The sequence below is a fragment of the Streptomyces atroolivaceus genome (assembly GCF_000717025.1).
Lineage (GTDB): Bacteria > Actinomycetota > Actinomycetes > Streptomycetales > Streptomycetaceae > Streptomyces > Streptomyces atroolivaceus.
On record NZ_JNXG01000003.1, the window covers coordinates 20,165 to 46,993 of the forward strand.

Annotated in this window: 14 protein-coding genes; 10 read left to right on the plus strand and 4 right to left on the minus strand. The window is 72.3% G+C overall.

What is annotated here, in order from left to right:
* Positions 1–208 precede the first annotated feature (208 nt).
* From OO67_RS09285 to OO67_RS09295, 3 genes are all read left to right on the plus strand, one after another.
* Positions 209–715 carry a DUF6912 family protein gene (locus tag OO67_RS09285; RefSeq protein WP_033298863.1) on the plus strand — a complete coding sequence of 169 codons (507 nt, stop codon included), beginning with the start codon at positions 209–211 and terminating at the stop codon, positions 713–715.
* A 91-nt stretch (positions 716–806) separates the two neighbouring features.
* Complete coding sequence (locus OO67_RS09290) at positions 807–1,478, plus strand: HAD family hydrolase (protein WP_033298864.1); 672 nt, start codon at positions 807–809, stop codon at positions 1,476–1,478.
* 489 nt (positions 1,479–1,967) lie between these two features.
* Entirely contained in the window at positions 1,968–7,001 is a 5,034-nt protein-coding gene (locus OO67_RS09295; protein ID WP_033298865.1) for an NAD-glutamate dehydrogenase, read from the plus strand.
* Positions 7,002–7,082: 81 nt separating this feature from the next.
* On the opposite strand, the gene OO67_RS09300 is transcribed toward OO67_RS09295, so the two are convergent.
* A complete protein-coding gene (locus OO67_RS09300; RefSeq protein WP_033298866.1) occupies positions 7,083–7,883 on the minus strand; it encodes an ABC transporter ATP-binding protein in 801 nt (266 codons plus the stop codon).
* Positions 7,876–8,817: an ABC transporter permease gene (locus OO67_RS09305; protein WP_033298868.1), complete on the minus strand. Its 942-nt coding sequence runs from the start codon at positions 8,815–8,817 to the stop codon at positions 7,876–7,878. The genes OO67_RS09300 and OO67_RS09305 overlap by 8 nt, the downstream gene beginning before the upstream one ends.
* Before the next feature lie 141 nt (positions 8,818–8,958).
* Here OO67_RS09305 and OO67_RS09310 point away from each other — a divergent pair, with 141 nt between their 5' ends.
* On the plus strand, positions 8,959–9,564 hold the full coding sequence (locus OO67_RS09310) for a TetR/AcrR family transcriptional regulator (RefSeq protein WP_033298870.1): 606 nt from the start codon (positions 8,959–8,961) through the stop codon (positions 9,562–9,564).
* Here the strand turns inward: OO67_RS09310 and OO67_RS09315 are convergent.
* Positions 9,554–13,033 (minus strand): bifunctional glycosyltransferase/CDP-glycerol:glycerophosphate glycerophosphotransferase, encoded by a 3,480-nt coding sequence (locus OO67_RS09315; protein ID WP_033298871.1) that lies wholly within the window; start codon positions 13,031–13,033, stop codon positions 9,554–9,556. The genes OO67_RS09310 and OO67_RS09315 overlap by 11 nt on opposite strands.
* 100 nt (positions 13,034–13,133) lie before the next feature.
* Here OO67_RS09315 and OO67_RS09320 point away from each other — a divergent pair, with 100 nt between their 5' ends.
* The 6 genes from OO67_RS09320 to OO67_RS09345 all read left to right on the plus strand — a co-directional run bounded on the left by OO67_RS09320 (position 13,134) and on the right by OO67_RS09345 (position 24,416).
* Positions 13,134–15,152: a bifunctional glycosyltransferase/CDP-glycerol:glycerophosphate glycerophosphotransferase gene (locus OO67_RS09320; protein ID WP_033298872.1), complete on the plus strand. Its 2,019-nt coding sequence runs from the start codon at positions 13,134–13,136 to the stop codon at positions 15,150–15,152.
* A gap of 87 nt (positions 15,153–15,239) precedes the next feature.
* Complete coding sequence (locus OO67_RS09325; protein ID WP_033298873.1) at positions 15,240–15,974, plus strand: methyltransferase domain-containing protein; 735 nt, start codon at positions 15,240–15,242, stop codon at positions 15,972–15,974.
* An 11-nt stretch (positions 15,975–15,985) separates the two neighbouring features.
* Positions 15,986–16,852: a TylF/MycF/NovP-related O-methyltransferase gene (locus tag OO67_RS09330; RefSeq protein ID WP_208860993.1), complete on the plus strand. Its 867-nt coding sequence runs from the start codon at positions 15,986–15,988 to the stop codon at positions 16,850–16,852.
* A gap of 123 nt (positions 16,853–16,975) precedes the next feature.
* The gene (locus OO67_RS09335) at positions 16,976–20,428 is read left to right on the plus strand and encodes a bifunctional glycosyltransferase/CDP-glycerol:glycerophosphate glycerophosphotransferase (RefSeq protein WP_033298878.1); all 3,453 of its coding nucleotides are present in this window, start codon (positions 16,976–16,978) and stop codon (positions 20,426–20,428) included.
* Entirely contained in the window at positions 20,425–23,271 is a 2,847-nt protein-coding gene (locus tag OO67_RS09340) for a bifunctional glycosyltransferase/CDP-glycerol:glycerophosphate glycerophosphotransferase (RefSeq protein ID WP_033298879.1), read from the plus strand. Before OO67_RS09335 ends, OO67_RS09340 begins: the two co-directional genes overlap by 4 nt.
* Positions 23,268–24,416 carry a glycosyltransferase gene (locus tag OO67_RS09345; protein WP_033298880.1) on the plus strand — a complete coding sequence of 383 codons (1,149 nt, stop codon included), beginning with the start codon at positions 23,268–23,270 and terminating at the stop codon, positions 24,414–24,416. The genes OO67_RS09340 and OO67_RS09345 overlap by 4 nt, the downstream gene beginning before the upstream one ends.
* Positions 24,417–24,508: 92 nt before the next feature.
* Here the strand turns inward: OO67_RS09345 and OO67_RS09350 are convergent, their stop codons facing one another.
* Entirely contained in the window at positions 24,509–26,743 is a 2,235-nt protein-coding gene (locus OO67_RS09350; protein ID WP_033298882.1) for a bifunctional glycosyltransferase/CDP-glycerol:glycerophosphate glycerophosphotransferase, read from the minus strand.
* Between the last annotated feature and the right edge of the window lie 86 nt (positions 26,744–26,829).

Below are 26,829 nucleotides of genomic sequence, written 5' to 3' on the forward strand. Positions count from 1 at the left end.
ACGGGTCCGGCCGGTGGCCCCGCAACCGGCGAAAGGGGCAGGTCCCGCGCCCGGCGGGACCACCTATCCGGGTGACGGGCCCCACGCCGCAAGGGAGCGGCGGGGGTGACGGGCGTCGCGCGGTGGACGGGAGCGGCTGGACGGGCAACCCCGAAGGGGGACCTCGCACGTATCCTGAGGACGTCATCGACTACGAAAGCGGTCAGCCATGCGTGTGTACGTCCCCCTGACCCTCTCCGGCCTCGCCGCGGTGCACAGGGCGGGGGAGGTCGGTCCGGGGCCGCTGACCGCCTATGCCGTGACGCCCGGTCTGCGCGAGTGGTACGTCTCCGACGACATCGAGGAGCTGGAGTACGCGGCGCTCAACCGGGCCGCCTCCGCCTCGCTGCGGCTGATCGCGGGCCGGCCGGAGGAGGTCCGGCGCCGGGTCGTCGTCGCTCTCGACGTGCCGGAAGGTGCGGCGGTCGCCGACCCGGACCATGGTCTGGACGCGTCGTCGTTCGGCGAGGTGAGGATCGCGGACGCGGTGGCGCTGTCGAAGGCCGCCGCCGTGCACGTGGACGCCGACGACGCCGAGAAGGACGTCGCCGCGGCGGCCGCGGCGCTGGGAGCGGCGGACCTCGGTGACGACGACGCCCAGTTCACCGTGGACGGCGCGGAGGACCATGAGCTGCTGTGGTTCGGGATCCAGGAGATCCCCGGCCTGATCGCCTGATCCTCCGGTACCGGTTCCCCGGCCCTCTGATCTGCCGGCCCCTGGCTCCCGCGCCCGGGTGGCTGTCGTACCGGGCGAGTATTTTCTATCCATGGCGACATCGGGGAAGCACCGCACACATCTGGTCTGGGACTGGAACGGCACACTGCTCGACGACATCCACGCGGTCCTCGGGGCGACGAACGCCGCCTTCGCGGAGGTGGACCTGGCGCCGATCACGCTGGAGCAGTACCGCGAGACGTACTGCGTACCGATACCCAAGTTCTACGAGCGGCTCATGGGCAGGCTGCCGACGCCTGCCGAGTGGGAACGGATGGACGGTCTCTTCCACCGCCACTACAGCGAGCAGCGCGTGGCATGCGGGCTGACCGAGGGGGTCGAGGAACTGCTGGTCCGCTGGCAGCTCGGTGGCCGCAGCCAGTCGCTGTTGAGCATGTACGGCCATGAGCACCTGGTCCCCGTGGTGCGGGGGTACGGCATCGAGCGTCATTTCGTGCGCGTCGACGGCCGTACCGGCCCCTCCGGCGGCAGCAAGGCGCAGCACATGGAGCGCCACTTCGAGGTGCTCGGGGGCATCGCTCCCGAGTCCGCAGTGGTCATCGGTGACGCGGTGGACGACGCCGTGGCCGCGGCTCATGTCGGGGCACGTGCCGTGCTCTACACCGGCGGTTCGCACAGCCGCAGCAGCCTGGAGGCGGCCGGCGTGCCCGTGGTGGACACCCTGGCCGAGGCCGTCGCACTGGCCGAGCTCATGGCGGACTGAAGGGCCGGGGCGAGACGCCCGGGTGGTACGCCCGGCCGGTCGCCCCGGTCGCCCCGGTCGCCCCGGTCGCCCCGGTCGCCCCGGGCATCGTGCGGGCGGGTGGCCGACCCGCGCCGCCCATCGGTCACAGGTGTGTGTCCTTACGTGCAGAAACCTCCTCGCGCGATGTCCAGAGTGTCAAAGTTCGGGGCCTTCTTTTGTACATATGCGGCTCATGACGGTTGTGGGTGCAGGAGGGATAGCCTGGTGCGGTGATCAGCGCGATACGCCTCGGGGGCAGCGAAGCCCCCGGCCTGAGCCCGGAGTGCCACCGCACCCGGGCGATGCGCGATCTCCGCGTCCCGGGCCTTCTGCCGAACATGGCCGATATGGTCCCGGGCATCTCCCCAGGCGGCATAGCGTCGACCAGGACCGGAAACCCCGCGTCGTGGCGGTACGCCGTCTTTTACACCTACGTCACGCAACGGCGCGCGACAGGAGCCAGAGGACATGCAGACCAAGCTGGACGAAGCCAAGGCCGAGCTGCTCGCACGGGCGGCCCGGGTAGCTGACAACAGTCCGGGCGGTGGTGTCGGTGGCCCGGGAGGTGGCCTCCGGGTACACCTCGCCGAAGGGCCCGGCACCGAAGCAGAGGACGGCGCCGGGGCCGGGGACGAGCGGCCGGGCCGGAACACGCTGCTCGCCTATCTCCAGCGCTACTACCTGCACACCGCACCGGAGGACGTCACCGACCGCGACCCGGTCGACGTCTTCGGGGCTGCCTCCTCCCACTACCGTCTCGCCGAGAGCCGCCCGCAGGGCACCGCGAACGTCCGGGTGCACACCCCGACCGTCGAGGAGAACGGCTGGACGAGCAGCCACTCCGTCGTCGAGGTCGTCACCGACGACATGCCCTTCCTGGTCGACTCGGTCACCAACGAGCTCTCCCGCCAGGGGCGTGGCATCCACCTCGTGATCCACCCGCAGGTGGTCGTCCGCCGGGACGTCGCCGGCAAGCTGATCGAGGTCTTCGGCGACGACCCGGCCAGGAGCAACGGGGCGAAGCGGGCCGACGGCCGCAAGCAGGCCCGCACCGAACTGCCGCACGACGCCCTCGTGGAGTCGTGGATCCACGTCGAGATCGACCGGGAGACGGACCGCTCGGACCTGAAGCAGATCACCACCGATCTGCTCCGCGTCCTGTCCGACGTACGGGAGACCGTCGAGGACTGGGACAAGATGCGCGACGCCGCACTGCGGATCGCCGACGGCCTCCCGGCGGAACCGCTCGACGAGCTGGGCGACGAGGAGGTGGAGGAGGCTCGTGAGCTGCTGCGCTGGCTCGCCGCCGACCACTTCACCTTCCTCGGGTACCGGGAGTACGAGCTCCGCGACTCCGACGCGCTGACGGCCGTGCCCGGGACCGGTCTCGGCATCCTGCGCTCGGACCCGAAGCACAGCGAGGACGAGGCGCATCCGGTGAGCCCGTCCTTCGACCGGCTGCCGGCGGACGCCCGGGCCAAGGCCAGGGAGCACAAGCTCCTCGTCCTGACGAAGGCGAACAGCAGGGCGACCGTGCACCGCCCCAGCTACCTGGACTACGTCGGGGTGAAGAAGTTCGACGCCGAGGGCAACGTCGTCGGTGAGCGGCGCTTCCTCGGGCTGTTCTCCTCCGCCGCGTACACCGAGTCGGTGCGCCGTGTGCCCGTGGTGCGCCGCAAGGTCGCCGAGGTACTGGAGGGCGCGGGCTTCACGCCCAACAGCCACGACGGCCGCGACCTGCTCCAGATCCTGGAGACCTACCCGCGCGACGAGCTCTTCCAGACGCCCGTCGACCAGCTGCGCTCCATCGTCACCTCCGTGCTGTACCTCCAGGAGCGCCGCCGGCTGCGGCTCTACCTGCGGCAGGACGAGTACGGGCGCTACTACTCCGCCCTCGTCTACCTGCCGCGTGACCGCTACACCACCGGCGTACGGCTCCGTCTGATCGACATCCTCAAGGAGGAACTGGGCGGCACCAGCGTCGACTTCACCGCCTGGAACACCGAGTCCATCCTCTCCCGGCTGCACTTCGTCGTCCGTGTCCCGCCGGGCACCGAGCTGCCGCACCTCACCGACGCGGACGCGGACCGCATCGAGGCCCGCCTCGTCGAGGCCGCCCGGTCCTGGTCCGACGGCTTCCAGGAGGCGCTCAACGCCGAACTGGGCGAGGAGCGCGCCGCCGAGCTGATGCGCCGTTACGGGCACTCCTTCCCGGAGGGCTACAAGGCCGACCACTCGCCGCGCGCGGCCGTGGCCGACCTGGTGCACCTGGAGGCGCTGAAGAGCGAGAGGAAGGACTTCGCCCTCAGCCTGTACGAGCCCGTGGGCGCGGGCCCCGGCGAGCGCCGTTTCAAGATCTACCGGACCGGTGAGCAGGTCTCCCTCTCCGCCGTCCTGCCCGCCCTCCAGCGGCTCGGCGTCGAGGTCGTCGACGAGCGCCCGTACGAGCTGCGCTGCGCCGACCGTACGCACGCCTGGATCTACGACTTCGGGCTGCGCCTGCCGAAGAGGGGCACCGGCAACGGTGACTACCTCGCCGACGACGCCCGGGACCGCTTCCAGGAGGCGTTCGCGGCCATCTGGACCGGTGAGGCGGAGAACGACGGCTTCAACTCCCTGGTCCTGGGAGCCGGTCTCGACTGGCGGCAGGCCATGGTGCTGCGCGCCTACGCGAAGTACCTGCGCCAGGCGGGTTCGACGTTCAGCCAGGACTACATGGAGGACACCCTCCGCAACAACGTCCACACCACCCGGCTGCTCGTCTCCCTCTTCGAGGCCCGGATGTCCCCGGCCCGCCAGAAGGCCGGCACCGAGCTGACGGACGGGCTCCTCGAGGAGCTGGACGGGGCTCTCGACCAGGTCGCCTCGCTGGACGAGGACCGGATCCTGCGGTCCTTCCTCACCGTCATCAAGGCCACGCTGCGGACCAACTACTTCCAGCTGGCCGACGACCACGAGCCGCACGGCTACGTCTCGATGAAGTTCGACCCGCAGGCCATCCCGGACCTCCCGGCGCCGCGCCCGGCGTACGAGATCTGGGTCTACTCGCCGCGCGTCGAGGGCGTCCACCTGCGCTTCGGCAAGGTCGCCCGCGGCGGGCTGCGCTGGTCGGACCGGCGGGAGGACTTCCGTACGGAGATCCTCGGCCTGGTCAAGGCGCAGATGGTCAAGAACACCGTGATCGTGCCGGTGGGAGCCAAGGGCGGGTTCGTCGCCAAGCAGCTGCCGGACCCGGCCGTGGACCGCGACGCCTGGCTCGCCGAGGGAATCGCCTGCTACCGGATCTTCATCTCGGCGCTGCTCGACATCACGGACAACATGGTGGCGGGCGAGGTCGTGCATCCCGCCGAGGTCGTCCGTCACGACGAGGACGACACCTACCTCGTCGTCGCCGCCGACAAGGGGACCGCGAGCTTCTCCGACATCGCCAACGACGTCGCCGTCGCCTACGGCTTCTGGCTCGGCGACGCCTTCGCCTCCGGCGGCTCGGCGGGCTACGACCACAAGGGCATGGGCATCACCGCCCGCGGCGCCTGGGAGTCCGTGAAGCGGCACTTCCGCGAGCTGGGCCACGACACACAGACCGAGGACTTCACCGTCGTCGGCGTCGGTGACATGTCCGGTGACGTGTTCGGCAACGGGATGCTGCTCTCCGAGCACATCCGGCTGGTCGCGGCCTTCGACCACCGCCACATCTTCATCGACCCCGATCCGGATGCCGCGACCTCGTACGCCGAGCGGCGCCGGCTGTTCGACCTGCCGCGCAGCTCCTGGGCGGACTACGACAAGGACCTGCTGTCCGCGGGCGGCGGCATCCACCCGCGTTCCGCCAAGTCGATCCCGGTCAACGCGCACATCCGCGCGGCGCTCGGCATCGACTCGAAGGTCACCAAGATGACGCCCGCCGAGCTGATGCAGAACATCCTCATGGCGTCGGTGGACCTCGTGTGGAACGGCGGCATCGGTACGTACATCAAGTCGACGGCCGAATCGAACGCCGACGTCGGTGACAAGGCCAACGACGCGATCCGGGTCAACGGCGCGGATCTGCGGGCCCGCGTCGTCGGCGAGGGCGGCAACCTCGGCGCCACCCAGCTCGGCCGGATCGAGTTCGCCCGGGCCGGCGGCCGGATCAACACCGACGCGATCGACAACAGCGCCGGCGTGGACACCTCCGACCACGAGGTGAACATCAAGATCCTGCTCAACGGTCTGGTCCGGGACGGCGACATGACCGTGAAGCAGCGCAACAAGGTGCTCGCGGAGATGACCGACGAGGTCGGCCAGCTCGTGCTGCGCAACAACTACGCGCAGAACACCGCGCTCGCCAACGCCTGCGCCCAGGCGCCGTCGCTCCTCCACGCCCACCAGCGCTTCATGCGCAGGCTCGGCCGCGAGGGACACCTGGACCGGGCGCTGGAGTTCCTGCCGAACGACCGGCAGATCCGTGACCTGCTGAACCACGGCAAGGGCCTCAGCCAGCCGGAACTGGCCGTACTGCTCGCCTACACCAAGATCACGGCGGCCGAGGAACTGATCTCCACCACGCTTCCGGACGACGCGCATCTCCAGAAGCTGGTGCACGCCTACTTCCCGAAGCAGCTGAGCGAGCGGTTCCCGGACGCGGTCGACGGGCACGCCCTGCGGCGCGAGATCATCACGACGGTGCTGGTCAACGACACGGTGAACAGCGGCGGCTCGACGTTCCTGCACCGGCTGCGCGAAGAGACGGGGGCATCGCTGGAGGAGATCGTGCGGGCCCAGTTCGCGGCCCGCGAGATCTTCGGCCTCTCGGCCGTGTGGGACGCCGTGGAGGCCCTCGACAACACGGTGGCCGCCGACGTGCAGACCAGGATCCGGCTGCACTCGCGCCGGCTCGTGGAGCGCGGTTCCCGCTGGCTTCTCGGCAACCGGCCGCAGCCGGTCGGTATCGCGGAGACCATCGAGTTCTTCCGGGACGGCGTCGAACGCGTCTGGGACGACCTGCCCAAGCTGCTCAGGGGCGCCGACATCGAGTGGTACCGGTCGATCGTCGACGAGCTCACCTCGACGGGCGTACCCGAGGAGCTGGCGGGGCGGGTGGCGGGCTTCTCGTCGGCCTTCCCGGCGCTGGACATCGTCGCGATCGCGGACCGTACGGGCAAGGACCCGCTGGCCGTCGCGGAGGTGTACTACGACCTCGCCGACCGGCTGGGCATCACCCAGCTGATGGACCGGATCATCGAGCTGCCGCGGGGCGACCGCTGGCAGTCCATGGCCCGTGCCTCCATCCGCGAGGACCTGTACGCCGCACACGCGGCACTCACGTCGGACGTGCTGTCCGTCGGTGACGGCACGTCGTCGCCGGAGCAGCGGTTCAAGGCCTGGGAGGAGAAGAACGCGGCGATCCTGGCGCGTTCGCGCGCCACCCTGGAGGAGATCCGCAGTTCGGAGTCGTTCGACCTGGCGAACCTGTCGGTGGCCATGCGGACCATGCGCACTCTGCTGCGTACGCACGCCTGACCCGGAGCGGCTGACCGGGCCGCGAGACATCCGTCCGCCGGGCGGGCCCATCGGGCCTGTCCGGCGGACGGCGTCACGGCGTCATTTCCTGGGCTTCCCGGACTTCGCCGGCCCGGTGAACTCCTCGTACGCGGCCACGACGTCCTTGGCCGGTCCGTCCATCCTCAGGGTGCCCGCCTCGAGCCAGATCGCCCGGTCGCAGGTCTCGGTGATCGACCTGTTGCTGTGGCTGACCAGGAACACCGTGCCGGCCTCCTCGCGGAGCTCCATGATCCGGTCCTTGCTGCGCCGCTGGAACTTCGCGTCGCCGGTGGACAGCGCCTCGTCGATCAGGAGGACGTCATGGCTCTTCGCGGCGGCGATGGAGAAACGCAGCCTGGCCCCCATGCCGGAGGAGTAGGTGCGCATCGGCAGGGTGATGAAGTCGCCCTTCTCGTTGATGCCGGAGAAGTCGACGATGCCCTGGTAGCGCTCCCGGATCTGTTCGCGCGTCATGCCCATGGCCAGTCCGCCGAGCACGACGTTGCGCTCTCCGGTCAGATCGCTCATCAGGGCGGCGTTCACGCCCAGCAGCGAGGGCTGGCCCTGGGTGTGGACCCGGCCCTTCGACGGGGGCAGCAGTCCGGCGATCGCCTTGAGGAGCGTCGACTTCCCGGACCCGTTGGAGCCGATCAGGCCGATGGCCTCGCCCTTGTACGCGGCGAAACTGACGCCCTTCACCGCGTGTACCTGGCGCGCGCCCCTCGGCTGCCGGCGCGACACGATGCGGTTCAGGGCGGAGGTCGCGCTGCCCTTCCCGGTGCGGGCGCCGTTCACCGTGTAGGTGATGTGGACGTCGTCGACGACGACGGTGGGCACACGCGTATCGAGGGTGTCAGCCACGTCCGTACCTCTCCTCGGCCTTCCAGAAGTACACGAAACCGCCGATGCCGCAGACGAGCGCCCAGGCCGTCGCGATGGCCCACACGTGCGGGGGCAGTTGGGCGCCGGTGAAGCTGTCGATGAGGGCGTAGCGCATCAGGTCGATGTAGACGGCCGCCGGGTTGCACTCCAGGGCCAGCAGGACGAGGCGCGGGACCCGGTCGGCGGTGAGCAGGGTGTCGAGGCTCCACATGACGCCCGAGGCGTACATCCAGGTGCGCAGGATGAAGGGGGTCAGCTGGGCGATGTCGGGGGTCTTGGCGGCAAGCCGGGCCATGACCATCGAGATGCCGGTGTTGAACAGGGCCTGCAGGGTGAGCGCGGGGATCGCGAGCAGCCAGGAGGGCCGCGGGTACTGGCCGAACACGAGGAGGATCAGGAACAGCGCGCCCAGGGAGAACAGCAGCTGCTGGAGCTGCTGGATGGCCAGGGCGATCGGCAGGGAAGCGCGGGGGAAGTGCAGGGCCCGGACGAGTCCGGTGTTGCCGCTGATCGCACGGGTGCCGGCCGTGATCGAGCTGGCGGTGAAGGTCCAGATGAAGACGCCGGTGACGAGGAAGGGCACGTAGTCGGGGACTCCGTGCTTGGTGTTCATCAGGACGCCGAAGATGAAGTAGTAGACCGTCGCGTTGAGCAGCGGGGTCATGATCTGCCAGATCTGGCCGAGCTTCGCCTGGCTGTACTGCGCGGTCAGCTTCGCCGTGGCGAAGGCGGTGATGAAGTGCCTGCGCCCCCAGAGCTGCCGGATGTACGCACCGAGCGTCGGCCGGGCCCCGCTCACGGTCAGCCCGTGCCGGGCCGCGAGCGCGGCCAGCTCGCCGGGTGCGTACACGGGGAGGAGGTCGGGAGATGCGGTGTCCACCGGGGCCGGCGGGGCTGCTGTCTGGCTCACCACGATCGCTTTCGAGGGAGGGGCGGGGAATCGGGGCGATCGATGCGGCGCGATGGGACGGCACCGTTTCGTCGCAACGCCGACAGTAGGACGTTTGTACGTCGCAACGCAACCGTTTCGTCGTTACGGTCTATCATTCGGGCCATGACCACCGAACGGCGAACCGGGCGCCGCACCCCGGCAGGTGCCGCGGTGCTGCGCGAGGACGTGACCGACGCGATCCGCGGGGCCGTCTTCGAGGAGCTGGCCGCCGTGGGGTTCGCGCGGATGTCGATCGAGGGCATCGCCCGGCGCGCGGGGGTGGGCAAGACCGCCGTCTACCGCCGCTGGAAGTCCAAGCTGCATCTCGTCCTGGACCTGGTCGCGGCCGTCGCCGCGCAGGGCATGCCGGCGCCCTCGACGGGTTCGCTGTACGGGGACGTGCGCGCCGTACTGGAACTGGCCGCGTACGCCCTGCGTCACCCCGTCGCCTCGCAGGTGATCCCCGACCTGCTGGTCGAGGCGGCCCGCAGCCAGGAGATCTCCGACGCCATCAAGGCCGCCCTGCTGGATCAGCAGCAGGGGGTGGCCGCCGTGGTCGTACGGGCGGCGGTCGCGCGCGGGGAGCTGCCCGAGGGCAGCGATCCTGACCGGGCGCTGGACCTCATCGTCGGCCCGCTGTACTGGCGTCTCGTCGTGGTCCGGGGCGGGCTGCCCAAGGGATACCTGGACGATCTCGCGGCCTCGGCGGTCCGGGCGCTCAAGGCCTGACGGGGCCCGGGGAGCCGGAGCCCTCGTCGAGCAGCCGGTCCACGACGCGGCGGGCCGCGTCGCCGTCGGCGGGGCCGCAGTGGTCCCGCCGGAAGCTCGCGTAGGCCTGCGCGTGAAGGCCCGCCGAGGCCGGTGAGTCCCGCAGCGCCCGCGCCACCTCCTCGGTGGTGACGAGCAGCGGCCCGGGGGCCCGGGCCTCGAAGTCCAGGCAGAACCCCCGCACGGTGTCCCTGTAGTGCTCCAGGTCGTAGGTGTGGAAGAGCATCGGCCGGCCGGTGTGCGCGAAGGCGAACACGAGGCCCGAGTAGTCGGTGACCAGCACATCGGCGATCAGCAGGAGTTCGGTGACATCCGGGTGCGCGGACACGTCACGCAGGGCTGGGTGGGGCGGCACGCTGCCCGTCACCCGTGGGTGCCTGCGGACCAGCACGGTGGTGCGGGCGTCCAGCGACCGTGCCAGAGCGGGCAGGTCGAGCGCGGGATCCCAGCGGTACAGCGGGGAGGAGCCGGCGGGAACGACGGCCGGCGGGTGCGCGAGGTGGTCGCGGTACGTCGGTGCGTACAGCACCACGCGGTGGCCCTCCGGGATGCCCAGCCGCCGGCGTACCCGCTCGGCGGTCCGGTCCCGGCCTGGTGCGAACAGCAGGTCGTCGGCCGGGGAGCCCGCCTCCAGCACCTCGCCGCGGTAGGCCAGCGCACGGCGGAGGTGCGGGGTGGCGAAGGCGCTGGGGGAGACCAGGACCGACCACTGGGCGGAACGGTGCTCCAGCGTGGCGAGGTACTGGTGGTCGGCGTACAGGGACCCGGTGAGGTCCAGGCCGAAACGGCCGAGCGGGGAGCCGTGCCAGGTCTGTACGACCGTCTGGCCCGGGCGGCGCTCGAACCACGCGGGCAGCTGGCCGGCCACCACGATCCGGCGTGCTCGCGCCAGCGCCTCGTACCAGGCGGTGCTGTGGGCCACGAGGGGGGCGGCGGTGGACGGGACGCGGGTCGCGGCGCCCGCGGATCCGTCGGTGACCCAGAGGTGCTCGGCGCCGGCGTTCCGGCGCACCAGCTCGGTGTGGACGGCGCGCGGGGCTCCCTCTCCGGCGTAGAGCACGACGTCCCTGAGCGGCAGCCGGCGCTGCGCCGGGTGGTGCGCCGTCCGCAGAAGCCCTTGTCGGTACGCGCTCCGCTCGGCGTCACCGAGCGCCGGCGCGCAGTGCACGGTCAGCCGGTCTCCGTGACGGCGGTCGAGGCGGAAGCGGGCGCCGGTGGCGCCCATCGGCAGGAGGGCGGCGAGCGCCGCCCCCACGCGAACGGACCGGCCGTCCATGAGCACCTCCCAGTCGCCTTCACGGGGAGGCGGTGCGAGCACGGCGGCGAAGCCGGCGTCCTGCCGTCCGGCGGGTCCCTGGCCTTGCAGGGCGTCCTGCCGTCCGGCGGGTCCCTGGTCCTGAAGGGCCTCCTGCCCCTCACCGGCCGCCTGCCGTTCGAGGGGAACGGTCACCGTCTCACCCAGCGCGCCGTGCCGCAGCACGAGTGCGCCTGTCCCGGTCCCGGAGATGCGCAGCCCGCCGTCCGGCGCGGGTCCGGCGCGGTCCACGCGGGGGCCGGCGGCCACGACCACCACCAGGTTGCCCGCCGCGTCCGCGACGGCGGGCAGCGGCAGGTCCGGTGCCGCCGCGAGCGGCGTGCGGACGCCGTCGGTCAGGAGCGCCGCCCGCCACGGGCCGCCGGTCACCGGCGCGCCCTCGTGAGGCCCGCCGGGCGCGGGCCCCGAGGCGAGGGCCGCGAGCGTGATCCGTGCGCCGAAACCGTCCCCGTCGCCGCACCGCACCGGGCAGACCTGCTCCGCGTCCCCGTCGCGGGTCAGCACGAGGGCCGTCGGCCGGGCGCCCCCGTACAGCCGGCCGGTCAGCTCCAGGGTGCCCGGCCCGAGGTCATGGCCGGTGGCCACCGCGGGGAGCCGCGTCACGGCCAGCTCCAGCCGGCCGTCCCGGTAGCCGAGCACCGCGCGCCGTCCGCCGTCCAGGTCGTGGACCAGCGGCTGGGCCACGGCCGCCTCCACGGCGCGCAGCGCCGCCCGCCGTACGACGCCGTGCCCGGCGACCACCACGCCCACCAGCCAGTTGCCCGGACCCAGCCGCCTCGGATCGAGGACCATCTCGAAGCCCGCGTGGTCGTAGCGGTGCAGCTCCTGGCCGGAGTCGGCGGTCGCCCGGTCCGTCCGCACCGTGCGCACCGGCACGGCCCGCATCCGCCTCCCCGCCGACTCCCGCACCAGACCGGCCTTCAGCGAGTGCCGGGCCGCTCGGGCCGGCAGATTGCGGATGTACGCGTATCCGCGCAGCCGCAGTGTGCCGTCCTCGTCCCACGACGCCTCCACCAGTCGCGCGACGGCGGGCAGATCACCCCTGCCGAGGCGCGCCGGGACGCTGCTGCCGCCGGTGACCCCGGGGTGCACGGCGCGCCGCCGGAACGGTGGGCCCGCGACGGTGAACGTGCCCGCGCCGTTGGCCCGTTCGAACTCCAGGAGTGCCAGCAGTTCGTCCGTCCGGCGCTCCCGCACCAGCTGCCAGCGGACGCGCGCCGCTGCCGGCAGCCCGGCCAGGGCCGCGTCCCCCGCCCGGTCGAGGAAGGCGCCCGCGTCCGCCATGAACGCGGAGCGGTAGGCGGGCCCGCCCATGGGCAGCCCCTCCAGGAAGTACACGAAGTCGTCGCGCAGGCAGGACGCGTCGTAGCGCAGCCGCTGTGCGGGGTCCCGGCCGGCCAGGAAGGCGCTGACCTGTTCGCAGGCCGCGATCCGGTCCCGCACGCCCCGTACGTCCGTACGCCGCCGGGTGATCGAACCCTCCCGGACCCGCCAGTAGTAGACGTGCTGGTGCAGCACGTCCACCGAACCGGCGAGATAGTGCGCCGGGATCATCACCGGGGTGTCCTCGTAGAGCTTGCCGACCGGGAAGGAGAACGCGTGCCGGTCCCAGAAGGAGCGGCGGAACACCTTGTTCCAGGCGACACGGTCGGCCAGCAGCCGGGTGTCGCGGGTGATGTGGGTGCGCGGGCGGTCGGCGGTCAGCCAGCGGTACTGCCAGGCCTGCTGCCTTCCCTGCTCGTTGAGCCGCCACACGTTGCCCGTCACCAGGTCCGAACCGGTCGACTCCAGGGACGCCAGCATCCGTTCGTAGGCGTCGGGAACGAGGACGTCGTCGCTGTCCGCGAACGCCAGGTACGGAACGCCCGCGGTGGTGTGGGCCGTCCCCGTGTTGCGGGCGGCGCTCAGACCCGCGTTGGCCTGGTGGACGCAGCGGAAGCGGGTGTCCCGGGCGGCGAAGTCCTCGGCGACCCGGCGGCTCCCGTCCGTCGAACCGTCGTCGACGAGCACCACCTCGATGTCCTTCAGGGACTGTCCGGCCAGCGAGTCGAGGCACTCCTCCAGGTAGTCCTCGACGTTGTGCACCGGGACGACGACGCTGAGGAGTGGCTTCATGTACGGCTCAACCCGGGGGAGCGTCCCGGGTCACGCCGCTGACCCGAACGGGTGAAGATCCCTGGGGCGGTCCGCGCGGTCCGCACTACGCTCCGCTCTCATGCTCCTCAGTGTCGTCGTGCCCGCCCACCGCGTTCAGGGGTACCTGAGGTCGGCCCTGGAGTCCGTGACCGGGCAGCGGCCGCCGCCGTCGGAGGACGGGCCGGCGGACCTGGAGCTGATCGCCGTCGGCGCGCCCGGCGGCGGGCCGGACCTCGCCATCGCGCGGGAGTCCGCCGAGCGCGACCCCCGGGTGCGCGTGCTGGCCCTCGACCGTCCCTGGGACACGGGCACCGCCCGCAACGCGGGTGCGGAGGCCGCTCGCGGGGCCTATCTGCTCTTCCTCGACGGGGACGACCTGCTCCTTCCCGGAGCGGTGGCGGAGATCTCCGCGCGGCTGGGGGAGGAGCGGCCCGACGTGCTGCGCCTGGGCCACGACCTGGTCGACTGGTGGGGGACGGCCCGGCCGGGCGACGACGCCCTCCCCGCCGCCCGTAACCAGCTCTTCCGCCGTGCCTTCTGGGAGGCCCACCGGCTCCGCTTCACCGAGGGCCCCTACGACGACGTCGTGCCGGTCCACCGTGCCGCCTTCCTCGCCTCCGACGCGGGCACCCTCGGCTCGCTCGACCGGATCTGCGTACGCCACCGGCTGCGCCGCACGGGCACGTTCGCGACGACACCGGGCCGCGCGCACTTCGCGGCCGTCGACGCGTACGAGCGGCTGACCGCCGAGACCGGCGGCGACCCGCGGGTCCCGGCCGCGCGCACCGCGCACCTGGCCGCCGTGCTCGACGACCCGGGCAGGATCGCCCCCGGCGACCGTGCCGCCTTCTTCCGGGCGGCCGGGCTCCCCGGCCGGTACCCCGGGCACCGGATCCGGCAGGCCGTCCACGCCGGGCGCGGACGGGCGCGGGCCGCCGCGCGAGCGGCCAGGAAGTCCCTGCGCGCGCGCCTGATGAGGGCCGTCTACCGCGCCGACCTGCACCGGCCGCTGGACCCGTGCCTCGCCGTCTACGGGGCGTACTGGAACAGGGGCGTCGCGTGCAATCCGGCCGCCGTGTACGCCAAGGCCCGCGAACTGGTCCCGCACATCCGTGGCGTCTGGGTCGTCTCCTCGCGTCACCGCGACCGGATGCCGCCCGGTGTGCCGTACGTCATCGAGGGCTCGCGCGCCTACTGGCGGGTCATGGCCACCGCGACGTACCTCGTCAACAACTCGAGCTTCCCCGGGGGCTTCACCAAACGGCCCGGCCAGATCTACCTCCAGACCCACCACGGGACCCCGTTGAAGACCATGGGCCTGGACCAGCTGCCGTATCCCGCCCTCACCGACGGCGTCAGCTTCGAACGGGTCGTCGCCCACACCGACCAGTGGGACTTCAGCCTCTCCGCCAACCCGCACAGCACCGAGGTCTGGGACCGGGTCTACCCCTCCTCGTACGAGCAACTTCCGTACGGCTACCCGCGCAACGACATCCTGTGCGACGCCACCCCGGAGCAGTCCGACAGGATCCGGGCGGAGCTGGGCATCGCGCCGGGCGCGACCGTGCTGCTGTACGCGCCCACCCACCGCGACTACCGCAAGGGCTTCCTCCCCCGCGTGGACCTGGAGCGGCTCGCCCGCGATCTGGGACCCGGCTGCGTGCTGCTCGTGCGCGCCCACTACTTCTACGGGCGTTCGGCCGGGACGGCGGCGGGGGACCGGGTCAGGGACGTCACCGGTCATCCCCGTGTGGAGGAACTCTTCCTGGCCGCCGACGCGTTGATCACCGACTACTCGTCCCTGATGTTCGACTACGCCTGTCTGGACCGCCCGATCATCACCTACGTGCCCGACTGGGACGCCTACCGTGCCGCCCGCGGGGTCTACGTCGATCTGCTCTCCGGCCGTCCCGGTGACACCCCCGGGGCGGTCGCCACCACGGAGGGCGAGCTGCGCGAGGTGCTGTCGAGCGGGGCCTGGAGGTCGCCCGAGGCCGACGCGCTGCGCGCCGCGTTCCGCAGCCGCTTCTGCCCGTACGACGACGGGCACGCGGCGGAGCGCGTGGTGCGGCGGGTCTTCCCGGTGCCTCCGGACTGAGGTCCCGCGTCACCCGTACGGGGCGATCCCTCCGTACCGCGCCGTCGTTGTGCTCAACAGCGCACACGGCAACGTCGGGAGAAGCTCATGCACCGGTCCGCCTACGAGCAGATGCAGATCTGCATCGAGGAGTACCTGCCCAAGGACCGCAGGCACCGCGTCGTGGACCTGGGCTCACGGATCTCCGGCAAGCAGACCCGCACCCACCGCGGGCTGCTGGCGGACCACGACATCGACTACTTCGGGGTCGATGTGCTCGACGGCCCCAACGTCGACGCGGTCATGACCCGGCCCTACCGGATCCCCGCGAAGTCGCGCAGCGCCGACGTGGTGCTGTCCGGCCAGGCGTTCGAACACATCCCCTTCTTCTGGGTGTCGATGATGGAGATCGCCCGGGTGCTCAGGCCAGGCGGTCACGCCTTCATCACCGCGCCGTCCCGCGGGCACGCCCACGACGCGCAGGACTGCTGGCGCTACTACCCCGACGGCTTCCGGGCGATGGCCGCCCACTCCCGCCTCGAACTCCGCGAGGCGTACACGGACTTCCCTCCCGCCAAGGGCATCTGGCACGACTACGCCTCGATCGACGCCAAGGCCGCCTACTGGGGCGACTCCGTGGGCGTCTTCCGCCGGCCGCGGCCCCACCGGCGGCCGGTGACCCGGCTGAAGAACGGGCTCGTCGACCTCGTCGTGCGGGAGACGGCGGTGTGGTGGGCCAACCGGGCCGGCGGAGTGGACCGGATCCCGCTGCCGCGCCCCCTGGACGGCCGGGAGCTGTGCGGGCGGCCGGACAGCCGTGCGGCCCCATCAACCACAGGTTGACGAAAGATGACATGAGCCGCAAACCGCGCGTACTGTCCGGCCCCATGGCTTGGCGCAACGCCGTCAACGGCGTCCTTCAGCAACTCACCGGATACCAGCTCAGGCGTGCGGCCCTGCCCGCTCCCCGCTCCGCCGAGCCGCCGGCCGTAGCGCGGGAGCGGACGGCGCAGCCGGCCCCGAAGGCCGTGGCCAAGAAGCCGCCGCAGTTCCCCGCGGACTACGACGACGAGGCGAAGGACATCATCCGCGCGGTCAAGCCGTACACGATGACCTCCCCGGAGAGGCTCAACGCCTTCGTCCTCGCGACCCGGCACGTGGTCAGGCACAACATCCCGGGAGACATCGTCGAGTGCGGTGTCTGGCGGGGCGGTTCGATGCAGGCCTGTGCGCGGACCCTGCTGTCGCTCGGCGAGACGGGGCGCGACCTCCACCTCTTCGACACGTACGAGGGCATGACGCCGCCCACCGCCGAGGACCTGCGGAGGGACGGCAGGCCCGCCCAGGAGCTGCTGGACGCGCAGGGCAAGGACCGGCCCATCTGGGCCGTGGCCTCCCTGGAGGACGTGCGGGCCGGATTCGAGCAGGTTCCGTATCCCAGGGAACGCGTCCACTACGTGCGGGGCAAGGTCGAGGACACCGTCCCGGAGCAGGCACCGGAGCAGATCTCCATCCTCCGGCTCGACACCGACTGGTACGCGTCGACGAAGCACGAACTCACGCACCTGTACGGGCGCCTGGTGAGCGGCGGGGTGCTGCTGATCGACGACTACGGCTACTGGCAGGGATCGCGTCAGGCCGTGGACGAGTTCCTCGAGGAGACCGGCGAGCAGCTCCTGCTGCTGCGCATGGACGAGGGCCGCATCGCCGTCAAACCCTGAGTGGGCCGTGCCCGGCCGGACCACGGGCGGGCACCGCCCGGTCGCGAGCCCCGTGCCTCCCCGGCACGGGGCTCGTTCCATACAGAGGAAGTCCGTTCGTCCGGAAGGATCGTGCGCAGCGCCATGGCACCCCGTCTCACCGTCGTCGTCCCGCTCTACAACGTCGAGGATTACCTCGGAGCCTGCCTGGACTCGCTCGCCGGGCAGACCATGGCCGACCTGGAAGTCGTCATGGTCGACGACGGTTCGACGGACGGCAGCGCCGACGTCGCCATGGAGTTCTCCCGTCGGGACCCGCGCTTCCGTCTGATCCGGCAGAAGAACGCCGGGCTCGGTGCCGCGCGCAACGCGGGGGCCGGGCAGGCCCACCCGGACGCCGGATTCCTGGCGTTCGTCGACAGCGACGACATCGTGCCGCCGGGAGCCTTCGCCAGGATGCTCGGTGAACTCGAAGCCTCCGGATCCGACTTCGCGACCGGCAACGTCCTGCGACTCAGGGGGAACGGGGCACTCGAACAGTCCCCGATGTTCCGCAGGCCGATGGAGAAGCACCGGCGGGCCACCCACGTCACCCGGGACTGGATCCTGCTCGGCGACCGCATCGCGTGCAACAAGGTGTTCCGCAGGTCGTTCTGGGACCTGCACGCCTTCGCCTTCCCGACGGGTGTCCTGTACGAGGACATCGCCGTGGTCCTGCCGGCCCACTTCCTGGCCCGGAGCGTCGACGTCGTGGAGGAGCCGGTCTACCACTGGCGGGACCGCGACGGCTCGATCACCAGCCGGCGCGCGGTGCCCCGGGGCATCCGCGACCGGGTCACGGCGGTCTCCACGGTCAGCCGCTTCCTCGCGGACCGGGGCATGACGGAGGCGAAGCGGCGCTACGACGAGCACGCTCTCTCCGGTGACCTGTGGCTCTTCATCGAGGCCCTCCGGGACGGTGACGAAAGCTTCCACGAGGCCTTCCTCACCCACGCCAACGCCTTCGCCGACACGGTCGAACCCGCCGTTTTCGACGCACTGCCCCTGCACCTGCGGGTCAAGTGGCAGCTCATCCGGGAGCGCAGGACGGCGGACCTGCTCGCCCTCCTGGGCCAGGAATCCACCGACCGTGACACCTTCCACGTCCGGGGACGACTGCGGCCACGGGCCGAGTACCCCGGTATCGACGCCCCCCTCCCGCGCAGGGTCACCTCGCTCTCCGCCGCGGACCTCCCCGTGCACGCGCATCTCACCGAGGCCGTGTGGAGGGACGGGCTGCTGCACCTCAAGGGGTACGCGTACGTGCGCAACGCCCCGGGCAGGTCGGCCGGGACCGGCTGGCTGAGGTCGGGCCGCCGGCTGATCCCCCTCCGGCTGCGGAGGACGGTGACGGACGAGGCGGCGGCGGGATCGGGCCGCTCGCTGCACCGCTACGAACGGTCCGGCTTCGAGACCGCCGTCGACCCGCGCCGGCTCGTGACCCGCGGCACGGCGCGGGGCAACCGGACCCTCTGGAAGCTGGAATCCGTCGTCGTCGGCGCCGGACGTCCGCGCCGGGGGCCCATGCGGCTGCTCGGCAATCCGGCCGCGCCCGCGGTGGCCTACGTCGACGAGCGCACCCGGGTGGTGCCGCTGCTCTCCGGGAACAAACTGGAACTGCGTGCCGAACGGGTCGACGCCGTGCTCGCGGGCCACGGGCCGACGGATACCGGTGACGGGATCCGGATCGCGGTGCGGGTGCTGTCCGGGGACGCGCCGACGGTCCTGCGGATCCAGGAGTGGCGTACGAAGGAGACCCGTGAGTTCCCGCTGGTGGCGGACGACGGCTCGGACGGCCGCACCGTCGTCGCCGAGGTGCCGCTCGTGACGTTCCGGGGCTCCGAGGGCGACTGGGGCGTCCAGCTGGCCGGCGGGGCGCGCCGGCTGACGGTCGCGGCCCGTCCGGAGACCGACGCCGGACGGTATCCGCTGCCCGGCGGCCGCGAGGTCTACGCCGCGGCCAACCCCTCCGGGGACCTCGTGCTCACCGACCGGGACGTGCGGCCCGTGGTCGCGCGGGTGTCGTGGACGGACGGCGCCGGACTGGTCCTGGAGGGGAAGTTCCCCGACGTGCGGGGCCGCCCGGTCGAGCTCGTCCTGCGCCACGGCGGCCACCACGAGGAGAACACCTTCGCCGTGGAGCGCACGGGCGCAGGTTTCCGCGCGGAGCTGTCTCCCGGGGCCGTCGACGGGCCCGGCGGCGTACTGCCGCTCGCCGAGGGCCGGTGGTACCCCTTCCTCCGGACACGGGGCGAGACCGACCCGGAGCGCTATCTGCCGCTGCGCGTGGTGCACCAGCTGCATGCGGGGCTGCCGCTGGGGCGCGAGGCGGGAGGGCGGCGCTTCACCCTGGAGAGGCGCTTCCACGACCGGCTCTGCCTGCACTCGGGCAGCGCCCTGTCGCCGGAGGACCGGGGGGCGTACGCGCAGCGCCGGCTGCGCGAGTGGTATGTGAGCCTGCGCGGGCGGGAGTTGCGGGACACCGTGCTCCACTGCAGCTTCGACGGGCGCCAGGTCTCCGACTCGCCCCGCGCCGTCCACGAGGAACTTGCCCGACGGGGTACCCGCGTCGAGCACCTGTGGGTGGTCCGGGACCAGCAGGCCGCCGTGCCCGCCGGGGCGCGCGCCGTGGCCCTGTACAGCGCCGAGTGGTACGACGCCCTGGCCCGCAGCCGGTGGATCGTCACCAACACCCAGCTGCCCGAGTGGTTCGAGCGGGCCGAGGAGCAGTTCGTCGTCCAGACCTGGCACGGCACCCCGCTCAAGCGCATCGGCCGGGACCTGGCGGGCACCGCCTTCGCGGACCCCGCGTACATGGAGTCCATGCCGCGGCGGGCCGCCCAGTGGACCGTGCTCGTCTCGCCGAACCGCTTCTCCACGCCCGTCCTGCGCCGCGCGTTCGGTTATACGGGCGAGGTGCTGGAGTGCGGCTACCCACGCAACGACCTGTTGTACGCGCCCGACCGGGCGAAGACGGCCGACGCCGTCCGGCAGTCGCTCGGCGTGCCCGAGGGCAAGCGGGTCGTCCTGTACGCCCCCACCTGGCGCGAGGACAGGCCCAAGCAGAGCGGTCGGTACGGACTCGATCTGCAACTGGACCTGGACCACGCACGGAAGGCCCTCGGCGACGACCACGTCCTGCTGGTGCGCCGCCACTACCTGGTCGGCGGGAGCATCCCTTCGAGCGACTTCGTACGGGACGTGTCGCGTCATCCCGATGTCGCCGAGCTGATGCTGATCAGCGACGTGCTGGTCACGGACTACTCGTCCCTGATGTTCGACTTCGCGCAGACGGGCCGGCCGATGCTCTTCCACACCTACGACCTGGAGCACTACCGCGACACCCTGCGCGGGTTCTGCTTCGACTTCGAGAAGCTGGCGCCCGGCCCGCTGATCACCGACTCGGCCGCCGTCGTCGAGGCGCTGCGCGACCCCGACGCCGCCACGGCGGGCCACCGCGAGGCGTACGCGGGCTTCCGCGAGGCCTTCTGCGATCTCGACGACGGGACGGCGGCCGCCCAGGTCGTGGACCGGATGCTGAAGGAGGTGCGGGCATGAGCACACCCGACTTCAGCTGTGTCATCACCGCCGCGGAGGGCGGGGAGGAGGCACTGGCCACGTCCGCGGAGTCCGTGCTCGACCAGAGCCTGCGCGCCGTCGAGGCCCTCCTCGTCCTGCCCGCCGGCGCACCCGCCGCCCTGCGGACGGCGGCCGGGTCGCTCTCCGCGCGCTCCCCCGGCCGGATCCGCGTGCTCGACCCCGGCGCGGACTCCGTCGCCGCGATGCGCAACGCCGGACTGGACGCCGCGCGAGGCACGTACGTCCTCGTCCTCGACGTCGGCGAACGCCTCCAGCAGCACGCCTGCCGCAACCTCTGGGAGGCAGGGGCGCGCACCCGTGCCGACCTGGTCGCCGGGCGATGGAGCCGGCTGACCGGGGACGGGGCGAAGGAGCGGGAACCTTCCTGGCAGCACCCGCTGTTCCTCCGCTCCCGTACCGTCGGCCGGTTCACCGAGGCCCCCGAACTCGCGGTGCACGACGCCCTGGTGACCGGTTTCTGCGTGCGGCGGGCGGCACTGGAGCGGCACGCCCTGCGCTACGACGAGGACCTCACCCACAGCGGGATGCTGTTCGGCCCCCTGGCGGCGGCCGTGGTCGGGCGGATCGCACTCGTACGCCGCAGGATCGTCTCCGGGCGGGCCGTGCCCGACGCCGGACGTGACCTCGCCGGGCTCGTGGAGGCGCACCGGCGCGTGTGCCACGTGCTGGTGGCCCAGGGGCTCGCGGAGCTGCGCGAGGAGCGGGACCGCGCCTTCCTGCTGGACCACCTCGTGCCGCTGGTGCGCAGCTTCCCCGAACTGGCCTCGGCCACGCGCGAACGCGTCGCGGCGACTGCGGCCCGGGTGCTGCCCGGCTGCGTCCCGGTGCCGGCACTGCTCACCCTCCCGCCCGTCGAGCGCGTCGGCCTCCGGCTGCTGGAGCGGGGCGACGCGGACGGGGTGCTCACCGCGGCGTACGCGCTGCGGAGGCGGGGCGCCGTGGCCGCTCCCCTCGTCATGGGGGACGACGGGCGCGTGTACTGGCCGGGCGGTCCCGATCCGGTGCTGGACGTCACCGAACTGGGCCACCGGTACCGGTCGTTCGGCGAGCTGAAACTGATGAACAGGCTCACCCGCTACGAGGCCGACGGCCCGCTGGTCCTGCTCGAGGGCCGTCTCGTCCTGCCCGCCCACACCGGGCCCGACCCGGACGGCCCCCTCACGGCCCATCTGGAGTTCCGCGTACGTGACGGGTCCCGCGCGTTCCGCGCCCCGGTCGACACGCTGCGGCCCGACGCCACCGGGATCAGCTGGTCCACCCGCGCCGGCCTCACCCGCCTGCTGCGCCCCCTCGGCCCGCGCGACACGGTGTGGGACGTGCGGATGGTGGTGGAGGACGGCCGGACCCGGTCCGTGAGCGACCTCTTCGCCGCCCACGACCTCGTGGGCCCGGCGGACCGGTCCCCCGCACTGCCCCGGCTGGGCAGGACGGCCGGGGACACCTGGCAGCCCTACATCACGCTCCGGGACCACCTGGCGCTGCGGCTCGAAGCCCGGCACCGGCCCGCCCGCACGGCCCGCCGGCTGGTCCACTACGCCACCCACTTCCGCCCCGCCCGCCGGGCCAGGCTCCTGATCCGCGCCCTGCGCAGGCGCCGGGACCGGCTGCACGCCCGGGGCCTCAAGGTCTCCGTCTACCGCTCCTGGCTGCTCCGGCTGCCCGTGCGCAAGGGCTCGGTGGTCTTCGAGAGCCACATGGGCACCTGCTACGGCGACAGCCCCCGGGCCGTCCACGAGGAGGTGCGCGCCCGGGGGCTCCCGTTGCGCTGCGTCTGGTCGTACGCCGAATCCCCGGCAGGCTTCCCCTCGGACGCCGCGCTCGTGCGCCGCTGGTCCTGGCGCTATCTGTGGGCCCTGGCCCGGGCGGAGTACTGGGTGGACAACCAGGGGTTCCCGCAGCACCTCGGCAAACCTTCCGGCACGACCTATCTGCAGACCTGGCACGGCTCGGCGTACAAACGCATGGGTTTCGACGAGACCCGGGTGCGCATGCAGAACGCCCCGCAGCGTGAACGGCTCCAGCAGGCCGTGAACCGCTTCGACCACTTCCTCGTACGGTCCGAGCACGACGAACGCACGCTGGCCCGCGCCTACCGGCTGCCCGAGCGGACGCTGCTGCGCACCGGATACCCCCGCAACGACGTCCTGCTCGCCGCGCGTGCCCGGGACGAGGCCGAGGGGCGTCTTCCCCGGCCGGCGCTCGCGGCCGAGCTCGGCCTGCCCGACCACCGCAAGGTCGTGCTGTACGCGCCGACCTTCCGGGGCGGGCCCGGCAAGCGCAGACGGCAGCGGCTCCTGCTGGACGCGGCGCGCTTCGCGGAACGCTTCGGTGACACCTACACGCTGCTGGTGCGGGCGCACTACCTGGAGGCGGCGAGCCTGCCCGTCTGCCCGCCCGGGACGGTCGTCGACGTGTCGGGCCACCACGACGTCAGCGAACTGCTCACGCTGGCCGACGTCCTGGTCACGGACTACTCGTCGATCATGTTCGACTACGCGCTCCTGGACCGCCCGATCGTCCTCTTCGCCCCCGACCTCGACGCCTACGCCGCCGAGCGGGGCAGCTACTTCGACCTGCGGGAGAAGGCGCCGGGGCCGGTGACCGCGACCGAGGAGGAGCTGTTCGAGGTGCTGGCCCGGCTGAAGACCGCGGACACCGGCTTCCAGGAACAGCGCGCGGCCTTCGCGGCGGAGTTCGGTGGCTACGACCGTGGGGACGCGGCCAGGGTGGTCGTCGACACCGTGTTCGCCCGGCACACCGCCCCGTCGCGCGCCATCCGTACCGGGGAGGACGGCCGATGAGCCGCAGCCGTGACGTCTTCATCGTCTCCAACAGCACCGACGAACTCGGAGGTGTGACCGCCTGGATGCACCGGACCGCCGGGTTGTTCCAGGAGGCCGGCCACCGGGTGCACACCATCGGCATCCACGCCGCGGAACGGAAGATGGCCCTGCCCGGGCGGCCCGCCCACCCCGTGACCGCCCTGTACCCCGCGCACCCACCGACGCCCTGGGCGCCCAAGGGCCTCCGGGACCGCTTCCGGATCGCCGCGCGGCGCGCCGAGGCGGACCGCGTGGCCCGGAAACGACAGGCGGTCGAACGGCTCTCGGAGATCTTCCGGGCCGCGCGGCCCGGCGGGGTGGTGATCGTCAGCCAGGTCTGGGCGATGGAGTGGGTCGGCGAGGCCGACACCGGCGGTCTGCGGGTCATCGGGATGAGCCACGAGTCGTACGACTACTCCCGGGCGAGCCACCGCTACCGCTGGATCAAGAACCACTACCCGCCGCTCGACCGCTGGCTCGTCCTCACGGAGGAGGACGCCGACAAGTGGGCGGGCGACGGGATGAACAACGTCGGCTTCATGCCCAACGCCCTGGCCGCACTCCCCGAAGTGCCCTCCCCCCGCCGCGGGAAGACGGTCGCGAGCATCGGCCGGCTCACCGACCAGAAGGGCATCGACATGCTTCTGGACACCTGGGCGCTGGTGGCTCCGCAGCGCCCCGACTGGCGGCTGGACGTCTACGGGGCGGGCGAGGACGAGGCCGACCTCAGGGCGCAGTGCACCGGCCTGGGCCTCGACGGCTCGGTCGGGTGGCGGGGGCGCACGGACGACGTTCCCGCCGCGCTCGCCGCCTCCTCCGTCTTCGTCCAGTCCTCACGCGGGGAAGGCTTCCCGCTCGCGCTGCTGGAGGCCATGGCGAGCGGGGTGCCGTGCGCGGCGTTCGACTGCGCGCCGGGCGTACGGGAGATCGTGCGCCACGGCGAGGACGGCCTGCTCGCGCCCGCCGGCGACATCGGCGCGCTGGCCGACCGGCTGCTCCGGCTCACCGGCAACCCCCGGCTCAGGGACGCGATGGGGGACCGGGCGCGGACCAATGTCCAGCGCTTCTCCGAGGCGGAGATCATGGGCCGCTGGGAAGAGCTCTTCGCCTTCCTGGAGCGCTGAACGGCCCGTGCCCCTGCCGGGCCCGCTCCCGGCCCCGGCGCGTGTCCCTGCCGGGCAAGCTCCTGGCCCCGGCGCCTGCCGGGGCCAGGGCCTCACCCGCCGGTGTACTCCCGCACCGGTACCTGCCGCGGTACCCCTGTACGCCCACGGCCCGTCAGCGGGGCGGGCAGCGGCATGCCCGAGGTGTCGTCCAGGAAGACGCGGCGTACCACCCGCTCCGCCGCGTGCCCGTCGTCGTACGGACAGAAGCGGGCCCGGAAAGCCGCCCGGCGCTGCGTGGAGCGGGGCCCGCGCCAGTGGTCCGTGGCGAAGATCTCGTGCAGTTCCTCCTGGTCACGGGCGACCGCCCCGGGAGGGAAGGCCGCCGGATCGAAGTACGTGCCTCGCGCCGCCTCGTACGCCTGGGCGTCCTCCAGGTGCAGGACGACCGGCCGGTCCAGGTTGACGTAGTCGAACATCAGCGACGAGTAGTCCGTGATCAGCCCGTCGGAGGCGAGACAGAGCTCCTCGACGGACGGGTGTGCGCTGACGTCGATGATCCGCGGGTGCCGGGTGTGGCCCGCGGTGGCCCGGGCCGTCGCGTCCAGGTAGTGGGAGCGGGCCAGGACCACGAAGTGCGGACCCAGGACGCGGACGAGTTGCTCCAGGTCCAGGGAGTGCTTCTGGGCGCGCCGGTAGTCGCGGTGGGTCGGCGCGTACAGCAGGGCGGTGCTGCCCTCCGGGACGCCCAGGTGCTCGCGCAGCCGCGCGGTCCTGTCCGGGTTCGTACGGTGGAAGACGTCGTTGCGCGGGGAGCCGTACTCCAGTGTGGTGTAGCCGGACGGGTAGGTGCGTTCCCAGACGAGGGTGGAGTGCTGGTTGGCGGAGAGCGAGAAGTCCCACTTGTCGATGTTGCGCAGCAGCTGCCCGAAGTCCATGGAGCCTGCCGCCGCCGGCCGGTGCACGAGGTCGGTGCCCATGGTCTTGAGGGGCGTCCCGTGATGGGTCTGCAGCAGTACCTGCCCACGCCTCTTCACGAGCCTGCGGTCGAAGTTGACGTTGTTCACGAGGTACTTGGAGCGTGCCAGAGCCTTCCAGTAGGCGGCCGTGCCCGGGTGCAGCACGCGGGTCGCCTCCGGCACGGTGTGAGCGTCCTCGGGGCGGCAGATCCAGGAGGTGCGGAGCCCGGGGACGAGCGCCCTGGCCGTGGCCTCCAGCGCCGCCGGGCTGCAGGTGTAGCCGCGGTGCCAGTAGGCGGCGAACACGGCGTCCCCGCCGCGGAGGGGCAGGCGCAGCTGGACGCGGTAGTGCAGCTGGAGCGCCGCCCCGCGTGCCGCCCGGTGCGCCGTCGCGGCGGCTCGCCCCAGTCGGCCGCGGAGCCGCTGCGCGGCCCACAGGGCGCGGTACGTGCGATGGGCGCCCAGCCGGAACAGCGCGTGCCTGAGCCGGGTGCGGCGGGGTACGGGGGCGCCGGGGGTGCGGTAGCGGCGGCAGTGGGCGCGGGCGCGGCGGAAGAACTGGGCCCGGGTTCCGCGCGGCAGCCGGCCCCGCGACGTGAAGAGGGTCGAGAAGTGGTCGAGCATCCGGCGGAACATCACCGGTCGCCAGACCGCGAGTTCGGGGCGGGCGTCGATGAAGGCGAAGACGCGGTCGTACTGGTCGAAGACGTCGAAGTGCCGGCGGGTGGTGGTGGAGAGGATGTTGCCCCGGCGACGTTGGCGGTATCCCACGCAGACGGTGTCCAGGACGGCGATCGACCCGGCGGCCATCAGCACCGGGTACGTCCAGGGGGTGTCCTCGTAGTAGCCGGGCGGGAAGGTGAAGCCCTCGGCCTCGATGAACTCGCGGCGGTAGGCCTTGTTCCAGACGACCATCAGGACCTTGAGGAGCTCGGGCCGCTCCGCGAGCCGGAAGGACGCGGGGCCGGTCTCGGCGAGGTGCTGGGAGAAGGTGTTGCGCACGCTCTCGCCCGACCAGTACGTACGGGCGTAGTCGTAGACCAGCACGTCGGGGCCGCCGGTGGCCTCCAGGCGGTCGGCGATGGCCTGGAGTGCCTCGGGAGCGAAGGTGTCGTCGCCGTCGAGGAAGAGCAGGTAGTCCCCGGCCGCCCGGGCCACCCCGGCGTTGCGGGCGGGTCCGAGGCCGGAGTTGTGGGGCAGGTGGACGGCGCTGACCCGGGGGTCGCGTACGGCGTACTCGTCGGCGATCGGGCCGCAGGCGTCCGGTGAACAGTCGTCGACCACGATGATCTCGTAGTCCTTGAACGACTGGTTCAGCACGGAGTCGAGACACGCGTGCAGATACGCCTGGACCCGGTACGCGGGCACGATGACACTGAACCGGGGCACAACACATCCAGGGGTCGCTCGCGGGCGGGCAGGTGGCCCGCAAACGGCCGATGGAGTGACTTGGTTACGCGCGATGTGGCATTCGG